The 21,188-nt window shown below is 29.8% G+C and carries 23 protein-coding genes; all 23 read right to left on the bottom strand.

The window, feature by feature from the left end:
- Nucleotides 1–2: 2 nt before the first annotated feature.
- Nucleotides 3–935, bottom strand: a complete 933-nt coding sequence (locus Q3V94_RS10030) for an Rpn family recombination-promoting nuclease/putative transposase (protein ID WP_303527353.1) — start codon at nucleotides 933–935, stop codon at nucleotides 3–5.
- Between the two features lie 608 nt (nucleotides 936–1,543).
- Complete coding sequence (locus Q3V94_RS10025; protein WP_303527352.1) at nucleotides 1,544–3,196, bottom strand: HAD family hydrolase; 1,653 nt, start codon at nucleotides 3,194–3,196, stop codon at nucleotides 1,544–1,546.
- Nucleotides 3,197–3,238: 42 nt separating this feature from the next.
- The gene (locus Q3V94_RS10020; protein ID WP_303527351.1) at nucleotides 3,239–3,454 is read right to left on the bottom strand and encodes an acyl carrier protein; all 216 of its coding nucleotides are present in this window, start codon (nucleotides 3,452–3,454) and stop codon (nucleotides 3,239–3,241) included.
- Nucleotides 3,455–3,476: 22 nt separating this feature from the next.
- Nucleotides 3,477–4,361, bottom strand: coding sequence for a hypothetical protein (locus Q3V94_RS10015; protein ID WP_303527350.1), 885 nt, complete (start codon nucleotides 4,359–4,361; stop codon nucleotides 3,477–3,479).
- Complete coding sequence (locus tag Q3V94_RS10010) at nucleotides 4,348–5,358, bottom strand: Gfo/Idh/MocA family protein (protein ID WP_303527348.1); 1,011 nt, start codon at nucleotides 5,356–5,358, stop codon at nucleotides 4,348–4,350. Before Q3V94_RS10010 ends, Q3V94_RS10015 begins: the two co-directional genes overlap by 14 nt.
- A gap of 17 nt (nucleotides 5,359–5,375) precedes the next feature.
- A complete protein-coding gene (locus Q3V94_RS10005; protein ID WP_303527346.1) occupies nucleotides 5,376–6,080 on the bottom strand; it encodes a bifunctional 2-polyprenyl-6-hydroxyphenol methylase/3-demethylubiquinol 3-O-methyltransferase UbiG in 705 nt (234 codons plus the stop codon).
- 15 nt (nucleotides 6,081–6,095) lie between these two features.
- A complete protein-coding gene (locus tag Q3V94_RS10000) occupies nucleotides 6,096–8,450 on the bottom strand; it encodes a glycosyltransferase (protein ID WP_303527344.1) in 2,355 nt (784 codons plus the stop codon).
- Between the two features lie 21 nt (nucleotides 8,451–8,471).
- Nucleotides 8,472–10,370, bottom strand: coding sequence for a TPR domain-containing glycosyltransferase (locus tag Q3V94_RS09995; protein ID WP_303527341.1), 1,899 nt, complete (start codon nucleotides 10,368–10,370; stop codon nucleotides 8,472–8,474).
- Between the two features lie 9 nt (nucleotides 10,371–10,379).
- The gene (locus tag Q3V94_RS09990; protein ID WP_303527338.1) at nucleotides 10,380–10,661 is read right to left on the bottom strand and encodes a hypothetical protein; all 282 of its coding nucleotides are present in this window, start codon (nucleotides 10,659–10,661) and stop codon (nucleotides 10,380–10,382) included.
- Between the two features lie 62 nt (nucleotides 10,662–10,723).
- Entirely contained in the window at nucleotides 10,724–11,536 is an 813-nt protein-coding gene (locus Q3V94_RS09985) for a flagellin (protein ID WP_303527336.1), read from the bottom strand.
- Nucleotides 11,537–11,663: 127 nt separating this feature from the next.
- On the bottom strand, nucleotides 11,664–11,996 hold the full coding sequence (fliT, locus tag Q3V94_RS09980) for a flagellar protein FliT (protein WP_303527333.1): 333 nt from the start codon (nucleotides 11,994–11,996) through the stop codon (nucleotides 11,664–11,666).
- Nucleotides 11,996–13,567: a flagellar filament capping protein FliD gene (gene fliD / locus Q3V94_RS09975; protein ID WP_303527331.1), complete on the bottom strand. Its 1,572-nt coding sequence runs from the start codon at nucleotides 13,565–13,567 to the stop codon at nucleotides 11,996–11,998. Before fliD ends, fliT begins: the two co-directional genes overlap by 1 nt.
- A gap of 11 nt (nucleotides 13,568–13,578) precedes the next feature.
- Entirely contained in the window at nucleotides 13,579–13,788 is a 210-nt protein-coding gene (gene csrA / locus Q3V94_RS09970; protein ID WP_274767646.1) for a carbon storage regulator CsrA, read from the bottom strand.
- Complete coding sequence (fliW, locus tag Q3V94_RS09965) at nucleotides 13,776–14,195, bottom strand: flagellar assembly protein FliW (RefSeq protein WP_303527327.1); 420 nt, start codon at nucleotides 14,193–14,195, stop codon at nucleotides 13,776–13,778. Before fliW ends, csrA begins: the two co-directional genes overlap by 13 nt.
- Nucleotides 14,196–14,205: 10 nt before the next feature.
- Nucleotides 14,206–15,099: a flagellar hook-associated protein FlgL gene (gene flgL, locus Q3V94_RS09960; protein WP_303527324.1), complete on the bottom strand. Its 894-nt coding sequence runs from the start codon at nucleotides 15,097–15,099 to the stop codon at nucleotides 14,206–14,208.
- 8 nt (nucleotides 15,100–15,107) lie between these two features.
- Nucleotides 15,108–16,931: a flagellar hook-associated protein FlgK gene (flgK, locus tag Q3V94_RS09955; protein WP_303527321.1), complete on the bottom strand. Its 1,824-nt coding sequence runs from the start codon at nucleotides 16,929–16,931 to the stop codon at nucleotides 15,108–15,110.
- Between the two features lie 11 nt (nucleotides 16,932–16,942).
- A complete protein-coding gene (locus Q3V94_RS09950) occupies nucleotides 16,943–17,371 on the bottom strand; it encodes a flagellar protein FlgN (RefSeq protein WP_303527318.1) in 429 nt (142 codons plus the stop codon).
- Nucleotides 17,371–17,646 (bottom strand): flagellar biosynthesis anti-sigma factor FlgM, encoded by a 276-nt coding sequence (gene flgM / locus Q3V94_RS09945; protein ID WP_303527316.1) that lies wholly within the window; start codon nucleotides 17,644–17,646, stop codon nucleotides 17,371–17,373. Before flgM ends, Q3V94_RS09950 begins: the two co-directional genes overlap by 1 nt.
- Before the next feature lie 82 nt (nucleotides 17,647–17,728).
- On the bottom strand, nucleotides 17,729–18,808 hold the full coding sequence (gene fliY, locus Q3V94_RS09940; protein WP_303527313.1) for a flagellar motor switch phosphatase FliY: 1,080 nt from the start codon (nucleotides 18,806–18,808) through the stop codon (nucleotides 17,729–17,731).
- A complete protein-coding gene (gene fliM / locus Q3V94_RS09935; RefSeq protein WP_303527310.1) occupies nucleotides 18,801–19,790 on the bottom strand; it encodes a flagellar motor switch protein FliM in 990 nt (329 codons plus the stop codon). Before fliM ends, fliY begins: the two co-directional genes overlap by 8 nt.
- 10 nt (nucleotides 19,791–19,800) lie before the next feature.
- A complete protein-coding gene (locus Q3V94_RS09930) occupies nucleotides 19,801–20,193 on the bottom strand; it encodes a chemotaxis protein CheW (protein ID WP_008909039.1) in 393 nt (130 codons plus the stop codon).
- A 12-nt stretch (nucleotides 20,194–20,205) separates the two neighbouring features.
- On the bottom strand, nucleotides 20,206–20,565 hold the full coding sequence (cheY, locus tag Q3V94_RS09925; RefSeq protein WP_008909038.1) for a chemotaxis protein CheY: 360 nt from the start codon (nucleotides 20,563–20,565) through the stop codon (nucleotides 20,206–20,208).
- Nucleotides 20,566–20,579: 14 nt separating this feature from the next.
- On the bottom strand, nucleotides 20,580–21,176 hold the full coding sequence (locus Q3V94_RS09920) for a chemotaxis protein CheC (protein WP_303527308.1): 597 nt from the start codon (nucleotides 21,174–21,176) through the stop codon (nucleotides 20,580–20,582).
- Nucleotides 21,177–21,188: the final 12 nt, after the last annotated feature.

The raw sequence follows: 21,188 nt of genomic DNA, 5'->3' as shown, positions 1-21,188 counted from the left end.
CCTTAGTTTAGCATATTTTTTCTTATTTCTTCAATATCTGTTATTTGTAACCCTGTAATTTCAGCAACTGTTTCAACATCTATCCCTTTTCTTAGCATCCTTTCAGCTACTTCTTTTTTCCCTTCAATTTTTCCTTCCACTCTTCCTTCCATTCTTCCTTCTTCTCTTCCCTTTTGTTCCGCTAAATGTAGCCTTGTCATTTCATCCCTTATTGCAGCCATCTTTGCTTCGTATTCCATTCTTGCTTTCTTGTCCTTACTTATTATCTTTAAAAGGTTGTATGCGTAGTTGATGTCCTCATTCTTCTTTGAGAGCACATCAATCACCTCCTTGTTCCCATCTATGAACTCCATCCACATTACTAGTGGGTCATTTTCATCTCTTGGAACTTCTTTGTCATATAACTTCTTAAGCTCTAAAAAATGTATTTCTAATACATCTGTTAGCTTATAATTTGTTTCATCTTCAAATATATGATAGGTTGAGTTAAGCTTCTTTAATGGTGTTACATTAAAATCTACTATGTTTATTGTTATACACTTTTTAAGGTCAGTATATTTTCCGCCTGCTTCTATTTGCCCAGTATACATCTTACTCCAGTAAAAAAGAGTCCTTTCTGCCATGTAACCACTATCTAAAATTTGAACTTCTATGTCTATTTCTTTTTCATCTTTCGTTTTTACTCTTACGTCAAGAACTCCCTTTTTATCTTTCTTGTGATTCTTTATTAATTCACTATTTAGTATCTCAAGACCCTCTAATTCTTCCTTTGGAACTCTTAAAACTGCACTTAAAAATGAAACTAATACTTGTTTGTGTTTTTCATTGCCAAATATGTGCTTAAACACAAAATCTATTTTGGGTGGTATTATTTCATAGTCTTTATCAATCACTTCATCTTTAATTACTTCTTTTATTTTAGTCTTATTAGGCATTGTATCTACCTCCTAATTCCTTATTATTATTTTAGCAGGATTTTGAATTTTATGCTACCATTTATATTATATTAGCAATTTCCACATAAATGCTAAAAGAGGAAGGCTTTTATCTTACCTTCCCCTTATTATTTCTCAGGTTAAAGATTTATTTAAAAATTTTTTTCAACTTTTTTACATCATTTCTTTAGCTGGTTGCTTAATTTGAATTATTAAACGAGTTTTATTTGGTGTAATTGTTTATGAAGGATTGGAAATGATGGGATTTTGATTTTAAATTCAATTTAATAATTATTTTTCAACGAGATTTTTAGAAGTTTTTCAGTGAGTTGAGTTTACTTTTTATATAAATTTATTTTTTGAAGAAAAAGACCCTTTTAGGTCTTCTACTGCTCATTGGTATTTTCCATTTCAAGTAGCATTATTTCCTGCTGAAGCTTTTGAATCTGCTTTCCTATGGTAGTGTAAATAATTTTGTGTATTTAAATTGATTTGCCCTCTTTTTTGGTAAGATTTAAAATATAAACCAAGAAGGAGATTTTTAACTTCCGAAATCTCTCCATTTTATTTTACCACTTACAAACATCCATTTTATTTTACTAATCACATTAAAATTCACTATCAATTAAAGTAGCAAATGATTTTCTTATGTTATTAGTTGGTAACTCAATTTCATAAGTAACTTTCCCATCTTCATTAATATTTGTTATAGAATATCCCAATTTTAAAAACAAATCTTTAACAGGTAAATTTTTAGAAGTAGGTATATAATAACTTCTCAATTTCTTTATACCTTTCATGTAAACTTTTTTTTCAATAAAATCAATTATTTGTTCTTCTAAAAATCTTCCCATTACACGACAACTCATTAAAAAAGTATCTAATTCTGCAATATCATCATTAAAATATATAATCCATACTATTACCTTTCCATTATCACCAAATTTATCTTTAACGGAACCAATCCATACTTCCACATTTTCTTTTTTAATCATATCTTTTATTTCCTCAATAGTATATCTATGCCCAGTCAAATTAAATTGATTAGTTTTTTGTGTTAATTGTGCTATTCGTTCAACATCATTATTAGTTGCCTTCCACACCTTTATTTCAGTTTGTAAAGAATATAAAAACTCTTCTAAATTATTAACTACGTTAAGCATACGTTGCCTCTCAATATTTTGTTTATACATCAAAGATTTATTTTTATCTTCATCTGTAACATTCAATGTAAAAAAGTATTTTTTATAAACTTCATTTATAAACTCCGGTAAAGCAGAAGTATCTTTTGGAAAAACTGGAACTGTAACATCTGGTAAAAAGTGTCTTATTTGTTCGCACTCCACTTCATTATCATCAATATATACTATTGAATCAAGCCCTATATTAAGTTCAACTGATATTTGTTTTATATTATCAATCTTATTGTCCCAATTTATTTTTGTAATAACAAAATCCTCTTCTTTTAAAACCATATGCTCATGTTTAGTAAAAACTTCTATTACATCATCTTTATTATTCTTAGATACTATACCTAAAATTATACCTGTATCTTTAATCTGTTTAATTAATCTTTGAAAATCTTTATATCTTCCACCTTCTTTAAATTCTGAAAGTTCTATACCATATATTCCATCTTCTCCAATTACTCCTCCCCAAAGTGTATTATCTAGATCTACCAATAAACATTTTTTCCTTTTTCCTTGATATGCTAATATTATTTGATTAATATGCTGTGAAATTAATTTAATTCCCTTTAATGAAAATGGTATTCCACCTACATACCACAATTTTGATGAATAAAAACTTTTTTGTCCATTTTGTTCTATTAATGACTTTATATCAAGCACATAGCAATTAATATACTTATCACACAATTTTTTTAGCATTTTTAACCACTCATATTCAACAATTTTATTATATGATAATTTTTTATATGGATAAATATTATCTTCTGGATAATCAATATTTGAAACAAATATGAGTTTTTCAGTATTTTCTATCAAAACAACCTCTAAAATATTTTCTATTTGTTTTATTTCATTTAAACATTCATCAAAGGTTTCTTTTCCACGAAAGAGTTCTTTCGCATCTATTAATAAAAATATTAATTCAGGATTATATGCATATAATCCTGAATTTTTATCTAGAAGTTCTTGTAGCCAAGTTCCAAAACCATATGAATTATAAACATTATAATAATTATTTAGATTTCTAATTATCAAATCAACATTTACATTTGAAAGCAATGCAATTTTCATATACATCTACTCCTTGTGTACCATATAAATCAAATGTTTTATTTATTTTAAATAATTTAGTATTTGTTTTAATGAGTTTATTTTCCAAAAATCATTAATTGGAATCTCAATGTTAAAAGTATCTTCTATTTCACTAATTAATTGTATATGAGCTAGAGAATCCCATTGTGATAATTCATCTTTAGATATATTTATATTTAAATAAGCTTTATCTATATTAAATACACTAGAAGCAATTTCCAAAATCTTATCTTCCATTCTTCTCCTCCTCTGAAACTTTTTATTTTATTTTTTTATAATGATTCAACAAATTCATTCTATGATCAATTGCAAATGGGCCAGACACGTTTGCATTATCATTTAAATTATTTACTACAACACTACCTATTCTTATATTGCAGTTATTACCTATAGTTAAATTGTTTGAAACTACAGACATAGGTCCTACATAGCAATTATCACCAATTCTTGTATATCCACATATTTTTGCATTAGCAGCTAAAGTTACTTTATTTCCTATATAGCATCCATGCGAAATGCTTACTCCAGAATCCATTATAACATTTTTACCAATATACGTTGTTTCACCATAAAATACAGCTTTTTCTATTAAAATATTACAAAGCAATTTCGTATCTTTGTCTATATATACATAACCTTTATGTTCTGCAATACATAAATTATCATCTAACTCATAAAGCATAAATCCATCAGAAGATATAACTGATGATGCCCCTATAGTTACATTGTCTCGAATTATTGTATTAGGTTTTATGATAACATTATCATCTACAATAACATTTTCACCAATATAAACATTATAATCACTAATAACTGCCTTACTTGATATCTTTGCTGATGAAGATATTATTGTTTTAAATTTTTTAGGCATAAATAAATTATTTATTTTTAATAACAAAGCTCTTGGATTTTCACAACTAATAATACCTATATCACTTTTAACCTCTTTTACATCTTCAACTAAATTTTTAGGACAAATAATAGAAGAAACACTTGAATTATTTAATTGTAATAGATACTTTTTAGAAGCTATAAATGATAATAAACCTCTTTTCTTTTGATGTATAAAACCACAACAATAAAATTCACCATTCTTCACTATATTGAAACTTAAATCTTCTACATTCAAATTATCTAGCTTCATAATTCTCACCTATTATTTTTATATTTTTATATAATTCATCCCTAATTTTTTCAGTAAATAAAGTAATTTTAAACCAATCTTTAGATGTTCTAGTCTCACGTCCTTTTTCTACTGCTTCAATAAAATCTTGTATTTCATCTAAAAGTGGATTATTTACATATCTTATTTGTGCTTGCTGATATGTATTAGTAAACCATATATTTGATCCAATAATATTTAAATCTCCTTTTTTTGTTATTTTACAAGTCTGCTCCATAAAATCAAATTCTGCAAAATTATCAACTTTTGATAGATAAACTTTTCTTTTCTTTAAAACTCCATTTCTATCAGCTAAAAATCGAATTATCTTATTATTATTCAAAACAACATTTAAAGTAGCTAAATCATATTGTTTACTTAAAAAATTAAAACTTGATAGCATTCCAAAAATATTTTTTATATTATCTATATTACAAATTTTATACATTATAGATAAATCGTGTATCATTAAATCATGTATAACATCAATATCTTTATTATTATTTTTTGAAGTTTTTAATCCAATTCTTAAAAAATCTATATATTCAAATTCATTATCTTTCTTTACAAATTCAATAATACCATCAGTTACACTATTATAAACTTCTGTATAGCCAGCAGAAATTAAAATATTATTTTTTATAGATATACTATTTAATTCTACCGCATTTTTTGCATTCAAAACCACAGGTTTTTCAATCAAAATATGTTTTTTATCTTCAATTAATAACTTTGCTATTTCAAAATGGGATGTTGAAGTAGTTGCAATTATAGCTATATCAAAATTACCTTTTTCTATCATATCTTCAACATTGTAAAAGCCTTTTATCCCATATAAATTATAAATTTCATCTACCAATTCTTTTTTTATATCACACACACATGAAATCACACATTTTTTGTTTTGCTGCAAATACAGTAAATTTTTTAAATGAAGTTTTCCCATATTACCTAAGCCAACTAATGCTATCCGTAACATTTTTATCATCCTTTAATTTAAAATTTACAACATATAGCTATAATTTCAGCAGCATTTTCTTTAAACTCACTTCCAAGTTCCATATAAACATCAATTAATTTTTCATCAAAGTAATCCTCTATTTGTTTATTGCTTAAAAATTTTAACCAATATGCATCTTTACACATTATTTTTAATCCTGCATTTAAAATGTCTTGCTCTAATTTTACATAATCATATACTCTTTTATGGCCTATTTTTATATCATTTTCATTTAAATCATAAATTGAATTTAATAATCCCAGTTTAACTCCTGCAATTCTATGAAATGATTTAGCATTCGGAACACTAATAATTATTCGTCCATTTTCAGATAGGTAATTCCCATACTTTTTTAGTAAACTTACTGGATCATCAACATGTTCTAAAATATGTCCCATAATTATGGTATCGAATCTATCATCTAATTCAATATCTTCAAAAAAACCCTGTATTATATTTAATTTATTAGATTTAATATGATTTTTTAATCTTTCAATAGCTATATTTGATCCATCAACTACTGTTACTTGCTGAAAATCTTCAATTAGTTTTAATGTCATCATGCCATCTGCGCAACCAAGTTCTAAACATTTATTACCTATAAAATATTTTTTCATTGTCTTATATTGTTGTAATACACTTATTTTATTAATTCCACTTAAAGTTGTAAAATTTTCAGCTATATTATCCAAATAATTCATATTTTACCTCTAATTTTAAATCAATTTTATAAGTCCAACCAGTTCTTTGGGTATATTTTCTAAATCCATTTCTTTTATATATCTATTTTTGTTAATATTAACAAATTCATTTAAATTTATTTTTTTTGTTAAGTAATGAAAAACTAAATTAATATACTCCATACCAAATCCATAAATATTTTGTATTAATTCTGCTCTTTTATTTAAGTAAATAAATAATTCATCCCTAGTAATAATATTAAACTTCAGACAATAAAAACCCGATACTAACATTGATAATAAATGTATTGAAAGTTTATCAATATTAATTGTTTTTGATAAAGTAAAATCATTGATTCTTCTTATATAAATATAAGAATCTAAAACTTTTATTTTTTTATTTTGGTTCTTAGCTAATAACCTACTTAATAAAACATAATCCTCTGAAATTTTAAATATATCTTCTGGTAGGCATTCTCTTGATAAATCAGTATTTGTAATTAAACCAGCTGCTAAAGCCTCAATTTCACCTGTTTTAAAAAACAGTTCTAATATTTCGTAAGCAAATTTATTATCAAATTTTTTTCTATCATACCCCACAGTAATATTATCATAAGAATCTAAATTAATAACATATCTAGGAATAATCATTAAACAATCGTCGTTTAGTCTATTTATACTACCTTTAAATTCATCTTTATTTAAACAAAATAATTTATCATCATCTCCACATAAAGCCATATATTTTGTTTTAACATTTTTTATTCCTACACTAATGGAAGCAGCCACACCTTTATTAACATCATTAAAAATTATTTCTTCAATGCCATAACTTTTTTTATTTAACAATAATTTAGTAAGGATATTTTTATTTTCAGTGTTTGAACAATCATCTACTATAATTTTGTTTTGATTACCCAACTTATGCCCATAAGTTAAATCCTCTTTAAGTAAATTAGCTCTGTTATATGTTGGTATTACAATTGTTAAATTATCTATACTTTCAAAACTTACTTGTTCACCTAACATATATTTAAATTTTAAAAACATTTCTTTTTCTTTGTTAAATAGCATACTTCTTAAAACATTTTTTATTTTAGTTATTTGTTTTGTAAGAGAATATCTATCTTCAATAAATTTTCGATATTTATTTGAATTGTGTTCATCTAACAAAATCATTTTTACTGCTTCATCAATTAAATTCCATAAATAATTTTTGGGATAAATATCTTTTGCTCCAGCAAAATTATGAACTATAGGCTTAATTCCCTTTGCCATTGCTTGCATAACACTTAAATTTTGCGATTCTAAAAGGCTCGTACATAAAATATAATTTTTATCTTCAAGCCATTTATCTAAATCATTCTGCCATCCTTCGAAAAAGACGTTATTTTCTAATCCTAACTCTTTTATCATTTGATTAAAATAAAGTACATATCTTTCATCCTGAATCTCTCCAGCAATATATAATTTGTATCTATTATCTTTATCATAAATTGCCTTAAAAGTATGAAGCAAGAGCATAGGACCTTTTTTGTAATTTATATATCCAACGTATGCAATATTATATCCTTTATCTCTCTGTTTAAAAGTCCATTTTTTTAGATTAATTCCATTAGGTATAACTTCAATTTTATCTTCTTCTATGTTGACTTTTTTAGTAACTATTTGTTTTAAATTCTCTGATACAAATATAACTTTATCAATATTTTCCCAGTTAACATTTTTTATATTATCAGTAAAGGCTTCATAGCTATGCAATCTACATATAACCTTTCTTTCCTTTGCAATAGGCAATCTACTTCCATACACAGCAAGCTCGTTACACCATTCAAACCAGCAAATATCTGCCCATTCCATCCACTTATCAACTAATCTTAATTCTTCATTGTTTGAAACTAAGACTAATTTTACTTCATAATCATATAAAAGATGAACAATAATATCATACAAGAAATTATCTAGTCCTTTTATGCAGAAAATGGCTAATTTTGTTCTATTATAATCTAACAGTTCTCTACTTTCTTCTAAAAGGATTTTTAATTTATTATCTATTTGATTTTTTAAATCGGCATCAGAACATATTTCATAAGCTCTCTTATAAAAATAATATGCATTAGTTTTATTGTTTTCTGCTTCAGCAATAAAAGCAAGATTATAATTAATATCAAAATTTGATTCATCTTTTAATAACCCTTCTAACAATATCTCTTTTGCATCATCTAATTCATGTTTTAAAATATAAATTACCCCAAGCATTGAATAAATATCTATATCATCTGGAACAACTTTTTTATAATCTTCAATTGCTAACTTTGCATCTTCTAGCTTGTTATCATTAATTAGGGTTTCTATCATTGATTTAATTTTTTTCTTTCTTTCTTCAATCATAGCAACACCACCAAATAAAAATCAATTATTTTTTAGTTCAAAATCAATTTTTTCCATATACATTTGAATTAATCTTGCATAATTTGGTTGAACTTCAATTATTTCCTTTAGATACTTGAAAGCAATCTTGTATTCTTTCTTTGATAGATGAACTTTTATTAAGTAGAAAATCATTAAAAATTTAATCTCATTACTTTCTACATATTTATAATTCAATCTAATTTTGTCTGTTTGATACATATTTTCTATATAAATAGTTCCAACATCTATATATTTAAGAAATAATTCATAATATTCATTTATTATTATATCTGTATTACTTACATAATTAGTTAATAAAATCTCTAAAATTATTTTTAATAATACGATCATTTGTAGATCGCGAATATTAAAATTAACGTTATGCAAATATTTTTTGAAATGTTCTTCAAACTCATATCTATTAATCAAAAAATTAATCACGTTTCTTTGCTTATTTGGATTTAAAACTTTTAACAGCTTGATTACAACTTCCATATTTTCTTTTAATTTGTTAAATAATTTAAAATAATATATAGGTTCTTTATCTAATTCTAAACTTTTTATAAAATTATAGACTTCTAATAAATTATCAGACATTATTGAAAGGCATAATTTGCCATAATTATTTTCTATTTGAGAAAATGTTTTGCGAATCAAAAAAGCTTTTTCTTTTTCTATTTTATCAATCTGCTCTTCCAAAACAAATTCAAAATATTTCTTTTCTTCCTCTATGTTTATATTTAAATAAACATTTTTTAATTCGTCTATTTTTTCATCTTTTATTAAAATATTAATTATTTCATATATTTTTCTTTTGTTGTCACTTATTTTTTTAGCAAATTTATAAGCATCATCATAGTTTTTGTTTTCTAAATAATATTGAACGTAAACTAAATAAACATTATCCTTTGAATTATTATCAATATTATATAAAGAAATCGACATGTCTTTGATAATGTTAAGATTATTAATATCATCATTTAATTTTAAGTATTTGTCAAAAGTATTGATTGCCTCATTAATTAACCCTAATTTATAAGATGCAAATCCCTTTAGGTAATAAAGATCGATAAAATCATTTCGAATTTTTATTCCTTCTTCAGTTACTTCTATAACTTCTCTATATTTTTCATTTCTATAAGCTTCCCTAGCATAAGCAGAGTAAATATAAGAATATACAAATTTATCTTGAGACTTTTTATTTTTCAATAATTCATAGGCTTTCCTAAATTCTTCTAACGCCTTATTAATTTCACCATACATAGAATAACTAACGCCAAGTTGATACCTATAATACAAATTATTTGGATTTTTTTTAAGTTCTTCTTGTAATATAGAAGCAGTCCTTTTGTATTTTTTCTCCATTAAAGCTTTATCATTAGTTATATAGCCATAATGCCAAATTGAGATATTTGAATAATAAATAGGTTCTTTAAACAAAGGTTGATTATGGACAGCACCTATATATTTAAAGTCACCATCATTTTTAAACAACCGCGGAGACATGCTTATCATGTATCCTTCTTTACTAGTTAGATTTGATGGATTTTTAACTAAAACTCCAATAGTATTAATTTTTTTAGTATCAATTGACTTAAATAACTCTACAAGTTCGTTTGCATTCTCTAATTCTTCATCGGCATCTAATATGAATATCCATTCTCCCTTTGCGTAGGATATTGTAATATTTCTCATTTCTGCAAAATTATTGTTCCACGAATGAAAATGCAAATTATTCGTATATTCTTTAACTATATCCGGAGTTTTATCAATTGAACCAGTATCTACAACAATAAGCTCAGCAAAATCGTTAGTTAGTAATATTTTTATGCTGTCTAAGCATCTTCTAATATTTTTTTCTTCATCCTTAACCATCATACATATGCTTATTTTAGGCATAAGCTCACCTCAGTTATCACTAAGTTTCAAATATTCTTCGATAATAGGCATAAGTTCGTATTTTAAAGTATCTAAAAATAGATAATAATCTCCTTCCTTCATTGCAGAAAGCATTTCATTTAATTTTTCATTAAAAAAGTTCACATCAAAAATACTTTCATTTATATTATTTGAAAAAAGAATTAAATCATCAATAATTTTTATAATAAATAAATTAATTTCTTCAGTATTACCAATATCTAAAGCCTTAGCAAGCCCATCAATTTTTTCTTTTAACGCATTTATTAACATAATGTATGCTCCTCTCACTTAATTATTAAATAAAGGCTCTGATACAACAGAGCCTTTATTTATTATCTTAATAATTGCAATACGTTTTGTGGAAGCTGATTTGCTTGAGCAAGCATTGCTTGTGCCGCCTGAGCAAGTATGTTATTCTTTGAGAATAACATCATTTCCTTTGCCATATCAACGTCACGAATTCTTGATTCTGATGCAGTTAAGTTTTCAGCAGCAGTTCCAAGATTATTAATTGTATGTTCTAATCTGTTTTGAAGAGCACCAAGTTTTGATCTTTCAGCTGAAACCTTGTTAATAGCAGCATCAATTGTTGAAATAGCTGAAGTAGCATTTGTTGCAGAATCAACAGCCAAAGAGCTAAGTCCTAGTGAAGATGAATCCATATTAGATATACCAAATGTTATTGTTTGAGCTTTATTAGCACCTATTTGGAAAGCCTTTGAACTAAATGTTCCATCAAGAAGCTTTTGGGTATTGAACTCAGTTTGTCCTGCTATTCTATCAATTTCACTCTTTAATTGGCTAATTTCATTTGATATAGCTGTTCTATCTTCTTCAACATTTGTGTCGTTAGCTGCTTGAACTGCAAGTTCTCTCATTCTTTGTAAAATTGCATGAGTTTCATTTAATGCACCTTCTGCTGTTTGGATAAGTGATATAGCATCTTGTGAATTTCTTGCAGCTTGTTCAAGACCTCTGATTTGTCCTCTCATCTTTTCTGAAATTGCAAGTCCTGCTGCGTCATCCCCAGCTCTGTTGATTCTAAGACCTGATGAAAGCTTTTCAACTGACTTTCCTAAAGCAGTGTTATTCATAGCAAGATTTCTGTGTGCGTTCATCGCGTTAAGATTGTGATTGATTATCATGATATCTCCTCCTTGATTTATATTTTAGAGGGAATCCTTTCCCTCTTTATTAGCTTTAACTTTAAGCGGCCGCTTTTTGTTTTCTAATATTAGTTTCGGAAGGTTTTAGATAAACTTTAGGGGTTTTTTAAAATTTTTTGTTTAAAAATATCGAGTCAAGGTTTTCTTTGTTAGTATAAGCCTTTGCGGCTGATTTTTTTTCGTTGAAGTTTTTTAGTTGGTTTCGTAAAGATTGCAATTTTTCCTTTAAAAGATTTTGTATTTTTGTTTCTAATTCCAATAAGTTTAATTCTTCAATTATATTGTTTAATTGGTTTTTATTTTTATCATTTAGAATATCTATAAGCTCCTGCCTTTTGTCAAGCAAAGTATCAAGATTATCAAATTCATCCTCTAAAAGGGCTTTTAAAATTTCTAATGAGATATTTTTATACTGAGCTAAAATATCAAATACATCCATTATTTATTCATCGCTCCTAGTTGGGAATATAGCCAGTTTGCCTGGTCGTTAAATTTTTGCATCGCTGCTTCAAGTTTTGCAAAGTCTCTATAGTATTTATCTTCTTTTTCGGCAAGTTTTTTATTAAGCTCATCAATAAGTCTATCTTTTTCTTGTAATTCTTTAGATAAAAGGTTATTAAATTCAGTAAAATCTCCCTTTATTCCTGCCTTTTCAAGAAGAAGCCCCTTTTTACCTGAGCTGTTTCTTGTTGTTCTTATATTATCTTCTAAAATATCCTTAATCCTTTGAAAGATTCCTATTTCTGCATTTCTGTCTTCTCTTCCGCTATAGGTTTTATTTGGATCGTATGCTATGGTTGATGTTTTTACAAATAGGTTTATAACGTCTTGGCCTCTTGTTTCAAGGGCTGTTTTTAGTTTTGCTTCGTCGATTATTATTTTTCCCTTTTGGGTATAGTCGCTGGAGGTTGAGAGACCTACTTCCTGGAGGGATATTCCTACATCCTTTACCGATTGGAAAAAGGCTTGTCTTAAATTAAAGATCATATTTTGAAGGATGCTGTCTCCCTTTAATAGACCTTCTTTGGCTTTTTCCTCCCACATTTTAATCTCGTCTTCCTTCATTTCCTTCTTTTGATCATCAGTTAAAGGTTGATAGGAATAGGCCCTTTTTTCTGAAAGCTTTTTATTTATTTTGTCTATAATTTCGTTATATTTATTTACAAACTCTTTAATTTTATCAATAACAGGTTTAGAGTCAACATTTACAGTAAACTTAACAGGATTTTCTTCAGAAGCCAGTCCGTTTAAAGTATAGGTTATGCCATCTATAGTAAATGTATTGGTTTCCCTTTGAACTTCTACAAAGGAAGAATTATTAGGGGTTTTTATTTTAAATTTAGCGTTTTGTCCGGTTACTGCATCAGTCATATCGTTTATATTTAAAAAAGATGCACCTGTAATTTTTAATGAAGCACTTTCGCCAGTTTTTGAAGTCTCAAAGGTTATATTTTTTGTAAGTTCGCTAAACCTAACCTTAACTGCTCCGTTTGTTTCAGAATTTACTTCGTTTATTAGATCTCTAATGGACATATCACCATTAACTTCAATGGATGTGCCTGTCCCATTATAGGTTAAATCAATTTTTGTTATTCCTGATAATCCTAAACTTGATAACTTAGTATCTAGATTCAAATTTTCAGCATTAAGCTCTCCAACAACCGTTGCTCCCTTTGCAAGCTGGGATACTGCAACTTCATACTGCCCTGATTGGGCATCGGCTGTTGCAGTAACCTTTATTGGAGCATTTGAATCAATTGAAACAGAATATGGTGCAAGGCTGTTGGCTGATAATATATACTTGTCCTTGTTTAGAACGTCAAAGAAGGTGCTTTTAAAGGTGTTTAAATCGCCTATTATCTCCCTATAAAGGTCCTGTCTCCACTGAATTAACTGCCTTTGCTGCTTTACTTTGTCAACCTTTGTTTTTTCCGCCTGCATTAGCTGCTTGACCATGTTGTCCACATCAAGGCCTGTTGCAAGGCCTGTAATTCTTAAGGTGCTTGGCATAAATTCACCTCCTAAAGCCCCTTTAGGATTTTTTCAACATTTTTAAGGGATTCAAGATTTTCTTCTCTGATCTCCTTTAAAAGCTCCTTTCTTATTACCTTTACATTCTTAGGTGCCTCGATTCCTATTTTAACTGTCCCTTGAGAAATTTCTAAAATCTTAATCTCCACGCCCTCACCGATAAGGATGGATTCTCCTTCTTTTCGTGTTAGGATAAGCATTTTATCTCCTGCCTTATGCTATATTTTTTATCATTTAATATTATTTGCTTTCCTTTGTTGTTTTTTACATTAATTATTATCGGGGCAAGGAGATTGGCGGTTATTTTGTCCTCACGGACGGTAATTACGTTGTAAACCAAAACATCCTCATGGGATTTTATATCAAGTTCCTTGATCTCATCCTCTGAAAGTTCTAATTCATAGTCTTTAACATGATCCCAAGGCATTATTAAAAGCAGTGCTATGTTTTTTTCTTCTATACTTTGAAGGCAATAAAGGTTTGCCTCCTCAACCTTTGAAATGATAAATCTTTTATATTCCTCAAGGCCAGGGATCCCCTTTTCAAAATGGATTATATCATTTTCATCTATTTCAATTTGTCCAAAAAATTTAGTTTCTATTATCATCTAAATCAACCTACCTTAAAAAGTCTAATAAACTTGGCTGAAGAATTTTTGCACCTGTCTGAAGTGATGCAGTATAAACGGATTCCATAACCTTATACTCCATAACCTTTTTGGCAATATCAACGTCATAAGTTTTTGATAAAAGCTCAGTCATATTAAAGGTCTCTGTTTCATTTTTAGAGAGCATATCCTCAAGCCTTTTTTGTCTTGCCCCCGCATCTGCCCTCAATCTTAATAGATTGTTAAAATGCTCATCAAGCTCTCCTAAAAGGTCGCTTGGGTTTTGATCGTTTTCCAGCTTATTGATTATTTTTGAAAGGGTTGCAAATATTCCACCCTCATCAGTTGAAGAAGGATCATTAGCAAAATCGCTTCCCTTTACGGAAATGTCAATTATAACTCCGTTTGCCATCTCCTTAAATAGGCCATTTTTAGAACCTTGATATATAACCTTTCCGTTTTCCATCTTAAAGGGTGGATTTGTTGTCTTATCTCCGCCGAACAAATATCTTCCGTCATAGGCAGTATTGCCAACCTGCATAATGTGCTCCTTAAGCTGGCTAATGTGCTTTGCAATTGCAAGGCGCTCCTCCTTAGTGTAGGCGCCGTTACCGCCCTGTATGGTCTTTTCACGGATAGTCTGAAGAGCCTCCCCTATTTGTCCAAGGGCCTCATCCAATGTATTAAGCCAGTCCATACCCTCTTGTATATTCGTATGGTATCTTTCATTGGCTGCAATCGATGCCTTTAATTCCATAGTTCTTGCAACCTTAAAGGGGTCATCTGAGGGTTTTCTTACCTCATGTCCAGAGGATAATTGGTCTTGATATTTTTGCATCTCCTCAAGGTTTACCCTAAGATTTGAAAGAAAATTTTTAGTTAAAACTTTATTTGTAATCCTCATCTAATCACCTACCTTCTTACAAGTCCATTCACAACAACGTCAAGAAGCTGGTCTATTACGCTTATCATTTTAGCGTTTGCCTCGTAGGCCCTTTGGAATTGAAGCATATTGGTCATCTCCTCATCAAGGGATACTCCAGATATGGATTCCCTACGAACAACCAGCTGGTCAACAAGGGCCTGTTGATTTTTTACCATCCTTTTTGCCTCCTGGTTTGATACACCAAGCTGGGATATGGTCGCCTTAAAATAATTGTCGATGGTAGTTCCTGAGTTATTGCTAAATATTTTCGTCTGATTTCTATCCGCAAGGTTTAAACCGCTTGGTTCTACAGAAGTTATAGGATTTCCATTTGAGTCTGTATAAACGTTTTTCAAAAATTCTTCCCTTGATGTTATCTTTAGTATTTCCATTCTAATATTTCTTAACTGTCCTATTATAAGTGCCCTTTCTCCGTTTCCCGGAGCATAATTAGAATCATTCTTGTCGATTATTTTACCTCCATTAATAAGGAATACATCCTCCTTAATTTTAGCGTTTATCGATAATTTTTCTGCTGCCTTTATATCAGTCTCTGCTTCTATATTAAAGAAATTGATTCCTTTGCTTTGGTCTGAAGAGTTTGAATGAATGGTATTTACGGATATTGCAAGGGCTCTTGCTAGATTGTTTAGCTGTGTTTTATAGTCGTTTATTTCACCATAAAGGGAATCTAACCCCTTAAAGCTTCCGTTATAAAAATTTATGCTCTCTATCTTTAAATTGCCCTGGTTAAACTCCTGCATATCGTAAAGGACAACATGGGGCATTATAGAATTAATCTTGTAGGATACTACATTCCCATTAGAGTCCTTTATTTCTTCAATGTTTAAATATTTTTTAATTTCATCTATTCCGCTAATTTCTACATCGTAGGGCTTATTTATATCACCGTTGATGTTAATATTTAGTTTTATACTTGATAATTTGTCCTTTTCAATAATTAATGGAAAATCCTTTTTCTTTATTTCTTTACCATCTATATTCATTATCACATCGTTAACAAAGGCAAGACCTTTATTTATTTTTGAATCGGTAAGGATTGGGTTGTTTTCATCAATAAGGCCGGTTCCTGTCTTAGGAATAATTTTAATCCCCATGTAATCGGTCTTTTTTATATCAAAATCAAATCTTTCGGATAATTTATCGAGTAAAAGGTCCCTTCTATCTAAAAGGTCGTTAGGGATTTTTCCTCCAACTACAACCGCCTTAATCTGTTCGTTAAGATCAGCTATCTGAGTTAATATATTCGAAACTTCAAAAATCTGCTGCTGAATAAGGTCAGCGATGCCAACTTCCCTATCAACAAGCTGGGCGTAGTTTTTGTTTATGCCGTTAACTAAAGCCTCTGCGTTGCTTACAACAAGGGTTCTTGCTGTTGAGCTTTCAGGGTTTGTAGAAAGTCCCTGCCATGCATCCCAAAATCGGGTTAAAAGAGTTGCAAGACCTGTATCGGAGGGTTCTGTAAAAATGGCTTCTATTTCTGATAAAAAATATTCCCTTGACTCAAACCTTTTTAGGGTGCTTGTTTCCTTTCGAACATAATAATCTAAAAACTCATCCCTTGTTCTTGTGATGCTTGCAACTTCAACTCCTGTTCCTACTTGCCCTGGTTCTGCTGCTGTAGTCAATGAGGGCATCCCGAAGGGTTTAGTTGTTTGTAGGTTTGCTCTTTGGACAGAATATCCTTCGGTATTGGCATTGGCAACGTTGTGGGATACAACATTTAAAGCTGTCTGCTGTGCAAACATTCCCCTTTTTACTATGTTAAATGTATTAAAAAGTCCGCTCATGGCCCTTCCTCCTAAACGGTAGCATTAAATATATTGCTTGAAGATTTTGCGTTTATCTCTCCTGTTGGATTATAGGTTACACTCTTATTAGGTGACAGGATATTGTTCATCATTCTAATATAGGATAATGATTGCTTTGTTAAGGCAAGGTTTGTTTCGTTTTTCTCCTTAACCTCAAGGGCAAGCCTTTCAAATTCTCTTGCTAAATCTTCAGATATAAGGCCTTCTTTTACAAGGTCTTGTATTTTTTTATCCTTTAAAAGCCTTTGCCTTTCACCCTCAAGCTTATTTATATTTATGGCTATATCCTTTTTAGTCTCCAATAATGATGCAATAATCTCACCTTGGTCCTTTATAAGGGCTTCCCTTTCCTTATCTAAAAGTTCAGTAAGCTGAAGAAAAAGATTAATAAATTCTAAAAATAACTCTTTTATATCCATTATTTATCACTTTCCTTCATAAAATTTAGGATGCTCCTTGCAAGATCCTCATCGTTTATTTGGTATTTTCCTTCTTTGATAAGAGTTTTTATCCTTTCAACATCTTTAGTTTCAATTTCGATATTCTTTGCTATCTCTAAAAATTTTGCAATTTCCTTTCCTTCCTTTGAAATTTCAATTGTATCTGATTTTCTTGATGGGCTTTCCTTGGCTACAGCCTTTGCGTTTTTATTGTATATATTTATGACATTATTGACATCTAAACTTATCCTCACTCTTATCACTCCCTTAATTTTTTCTATATTATATATCGTAATTTAAGTATTAAACTTTACACAAAAATTTAAAGCCTCAGGATTATCCCTGAAGGCTTTTAATTTTTTCAACATTATTTACTATGCTTGTTATTCTAACTCCAAAGTTTTCATCTATAACAACAACCTCACCATAAGCGACCCTTTTTCCGTTTACTAAAATTTCAACAGGCTCTTCGGTTAGCTTATCAAGTTCGATTAATGAACCTTGACCGAGTTCAAGTATTTCCTTTATTGTCTTTTTAGTTCTTCCAAGAACGACAGAAATCTCAAGGGGAACGTCCAGTATAAGTTCTATGTTTTGCTTTTCCTTTGGAGTTAGTGGTGTAAGTTCAGCAAAGGAAGCCTTTGAGACATTGACTTCTTCTTTTATTTCCTGCCTTGTCTCAATCTTTTGTTCTTTTGCCTCAACCTTTTCATAGGCAGCCTCTTTAACAGGTTCCGGTTCAGCAATTGGTTCCTCTGAAAGGCCGCCAGTCATCTTGTTTATTATCATCTTTGCAGTTTCAACAGGAAGTAATAACATAATTTCGCTATCTAATAGTTCAGCAATCGTAAGCCTAAAGGATATTCTAACTATCCTTTCATTTTCATCAATTAGCTCAGAAATTTTATCAACATCTCTATTCCATATTCTTGCCGAAGGAGGAGTGATATTTATAGGCATATTTAGCATAGTTGAAAGGGATGTTGCCGATGAACCTATCATCTGGTTCATCGCCTCCTGAACTGCACTTACTTCAATCTCAGTAAGTTCAGTTTTAATGTTTGAGCCCGTTCCTCCCATCATGATATCGGCGATAACTGAAGCGTCATCAATCTTTACAAGTAATAGGTTAGATCCCTTAAGACCTTCTATATACTCAACCTCAAGGGCCATTATGGGAACATTAAATTCCTTTTTCATATCGTTTAAGGTGGTTAAAGTAACCCTTGGAGTTGTTATATTAACCATTTTGCCTAATATTGTTGATAACGCCGTTGAGGCTGAACCCATTGATATATTTCCAATCTCTCCTAAAAGGTCCTTTTCATCGTCAGTCAAATCACTGTCGATATTAGCAGGTGTAACCCCGCTAAGCAAAGCATCTATTTCTGCTTGTGAAAGTATACCATCATGCATCCTCTTCCACATCCTTATCCTTTATTTCAAATATTTGAACTCCTAACTTTTTACCAATTTTGCCAGGATAAACTTTAAAATGTAGTTTATCCTCTATAAACATATTAAGAGGTTCACTAGTCTTTTTATTGAGCTTAACAACGTCACCAACATCGAGGTTTAAAAAGTCTTCAACTGTTAAAATTGCTTTGCCTAATTCTACGCAGCAATCCACCTTAACTGGCATGAGGTTATTCTTAATTTTTTCTTTAAAATCTTGATCCAGCTTATCCGAAGCTGTGCTTTTATATTGAACGACTAACTTATCTACATAGTTTTCGATTGATATATAAGGAATACACATGTTAATATAGCACTGATTGTTACCAATTTGAGTTGAAAAGGTAATAAGGCAAACAGGTTCATTAGGGGCAATAACTTGATTTAATATTGGGTTTGTTTCTATATTGTCAAAGACAATATTAACATCTATAATATCTTCCCATGCCATTTTTAGGTTTTCAAGAATTTTAAGATTTAATTTTTTTATTATATTCTTTTCTATATCCGTAAAATCCCTTGTCTTTACCTGCCCCTTTCCTGATCCTCCAAACATAAGGTCTACTATTTCAAAAACATAATTAGGACCAGTTTCGAACATAAAGGGCCCAGTAAAGGGCTCTAAATAAAAGGTCATCAAAATTGTGGGATTAGGAACAGAATGTATAAATTCCTCAAAGGTTATTTGTTCTATAGAAATAACTTTAATTTGAACTGACGTCCTTAAGTTTGCCGTCAGATAGTTGGCAACAATCCTTCCAAAATTATCATGAATCATTTCAAGGGTTCTTAAATGTTCCTTTGAAAATTTATTGGGACGTTTAAAATCGTATTTTTTTACTTTTTGTTTTTCTGCAGAAGAATGTTCCTCAAGCTCAATTTCTCCAGCCGATAGGGCTGAAAGGAGGGCATCTATTTCACTTTGTGACAAAATTTCTCCCATATAATCCCTCCTATCCTTCTATAAGGGCCTCTCCCTCCAATAGTGTTACAATATATTCCTTTAGATTTATTATACCTTTAATATAGGAATTATTTTCAACAGGCTTTTCGATTTTATCGTTTTCAATTTCAATAACTTCATCAACTTTGTTGACAATAAGTCCTATTTTCTCCTGATTAATTTCAACGATTATTATGTTTTCCTCCTGATCTTTATTTTGCTTATTTAATAATGTTTTTAAATCAACAACCGTTATGATTGAGCCCCTTAAGTTTATAAGTCCCTTAACATAGTATGGTGCATTTGGAACTTTTGTTATGCTCATCATTTTTTCTATTCCATGAACAAGTTTGGTATCAAGGGCAAACTTTTCATTACCCAACGTAAAAATCACTATCTGCATAAAAGGTCACTCCTATCCTAAAACCTTCTTTAATGCCTCCAATACTCTTTCAGGCTGAAAGGGCTTTACAATAAAATCCTTCGCTCCAGATTTTATTGCCTCCATAACCATTGCCTGCTGTCCCATAGCAGAGCACATAATTATTTTTGCATTTGGGTCAAAGGCTCTTATCTCCTTAACAGCCTGTATTCCATCCATTTCAGGCATAGTAATATCCATCGTCACTACATCTGGCTTTTCTTGTTTATACATCTCAACAGCCTTTAGACCGTTTGGAGCTTCGCCTATAACTTCATAACCATTCTTTACTAAGATATCCTTTAACATCATTCTCATAAAAGCAGCATCATCTACGATTAACACTCTTGGCATGTTAAATCCTCCCTTTATAATCCTAATTTTGATAATATTTTTTCTAAAGAACCTGGCATTGGGATATAAAAGAAGTAACCACCAGATTCCTTGTTTTCCTGCATAAACGTCGTATCAATAGCAAGAACATAGTCACTATATTGTTCTGCATCAATAAAGGTAGTGCTTAAAATTGCTGCAAGCATATCTTCAACTACGTAAGGGACTGAACCGACTAAATTAAGCTCAGTAAACCTTGAAAGTGCGTTTAAATAGGAATTGCCTAATATATTGCCAAGCTCCTGGTATACTGAATAATAAATTTCCTCACTTGGAATGTCAAATCCTATGAGCATTTCGTCTGCTATTAGCCTTGCACTATCAGGTTTCATAACAAACAAAATATTACCAGGGGCATCACCAAAAACCTTTAAAAGAACAGCAATAACTAAATCTTCTTCATCTCCAATTCTTGATACCATATCATTAAAAAGTAGGACATCCACCTGTGGAACCGTCATATCGACCTTTTTATTTATAAGTTGTGATAGGGCTGTTGCAGCATTACCAGCCCCAATATTGCCTATCTCCTTTAGGGCATCAAGCTGAATATCATTTAAGTTAAATTCCACGCAAATCACCCG

Source organism: Caloramator sp. CAR-1, assembly GCF_030546345.1.
GTDB classification, from domain to species: domain Bacteria; phylum Bacillota; class Clostridia; order Clostridiales; family Caloramatoraceae; genus Caloramator; species Caloramator australicus.
The sequence above is the reverse complement of the archived record's forward strand: the minus strand, read 5'-3'. Positions and strand labels throughout refer to the sequence as shown.

Coding starts and splice junctions, on each gene's coding strand:
- Q3V94_RS10030 (WP_303527353.1), bottom strand. CDS start 935: ATGCCTAATAAGACTAAAATAAAAGAAGTAATTAAAGATGAAGTGATT.
- Q3V94_RS10025 (WP_303527352.1), bottom strand. CDS start 3,196: ATGAAAATTGCATTGCTTTCAAATGTAAATGTTGATTTGATAATTAGA.
- Q3V94_RS10020 (WP_303527351.1), bottom strand. CDS start 3,454: ATGGAAGATAAGATTTTGGAAATTGCTTCTAGTGTATTTAATATAGAT.
- Q3V94_RS10015 (WP_303527350.1), bottom strand. CDS start 4,361: ATGAAGCTAGATAATTTGAATGTAGAAGATTTAAGTTTCAATATAGTG.
- Q3V94_RS10010 (WP_303527348.1), bottom strand. CDS start 5,358: ATGTTACGGATAGCATTAGTTGGCTTAGGTAATATGGGAAAACTTCAT.
- Q3V94_RS10005 (WP_303527346.1), bottom strand. CDS start 6,080: ATGAATTATTTGGATAATATAGCTGAAAATTTTACAACTTTAAGTGGA.
- Q3V94_RS10000 (WP_303527344.1), bottom strand. CDS start 8,450: ATGATTGAAGAAAGAAAGAAAAAAATTAAATCAATGATAGAAACCCTA.
- Q3V94_RS09995 (WP_303527341.1), bottom strand. CDS start 10,370: ATGCCTAAAATAAGCATATGTATGATGGTTAAGGATGAAGAAAAAAAT.
- Q3V94_RS09990 (WP_303527338.1), bottom strand. CDS start 10,661: ATGTTAATAAATGCGTTAAAAGAAAAAATTGATGGGCTTGCTAAGGCT.
- Q3V94_RS09985 (WP_303527336.1), bottom strand. CDS start 11,536: ATGATAATCAATCACAATCTTAACGCGATGAACGCACACAGAAATCTT.
- fliT (WP_303527333.1), bottom strand. CDS start 11,996: ATGGATGTATTTGATATTTTAGCTCAGTATAAAAATATCTCATTAGAA.
- fliD (WP_303527331.1), bottom strand. CDS start 13,567: ATGCCAAGCACCTTAAGAATTACAGGCCTTGCAACAGGCCTTGATGTG.
- csrA (WP_274767646.1), bottom strand. CDS start 13,788: ATGCTTATCCTAACACGAAAAGAAGGAGAATCCATCCTTATCGGTGAG.
- fliW (WP_303527327.1), bottom strand. CDS start 14,195: ATGATAATAGAAACTAAATTTTTTGGACAAATTGAAATAGATGAAAAT.
- flgL (WP_303527324.1), bottom strand. CDS start 15,099: ATGAGGATTACAAATAAAGTTTTAACTAAAAATTTTCTTTCAAATCTT.
- flgK (WP_303527321.1), bottom strand. CDS start 16,931: ATGAGCGGACTTTTTAATACATTTAACATAGTAAAAAGGGGAATGTTT.
- Q3V94_RS09950 (WP_303527318.1), bottom strand. CDS start 17,371: ATGGATATAAAAGAGTTATTTTTAGAATTTATTAATCTTTTTCTTCAG.
- fliY (WP_303527313.1), bottom strand. CDS start 18,808: ATGCATGATGGTATACTTTCACAAGCAGAAATAGATGCTTTGCTTAGC.
- fliM (WP_303527310.1), bottom strand. CDS start 19,790: ATGGGAGAAATTTTGTCACAAAGTGAAATAGATGCCCTCCTTTCAGCC.
- Q3V94_RS09930 (WP_008909039.1), bottom strand. CDS start 20,193: ATGCAGATAGTGATTTTTACGTTGGGTAATGAAAAGTTTGCCCTTGAT.
- cheY (WP_008909038.1), bottom strand. CDS start 20,565: ATGCCAAGAGTGTTAATCGTAGATGATGCTGCTTTTATGAGAATGATG.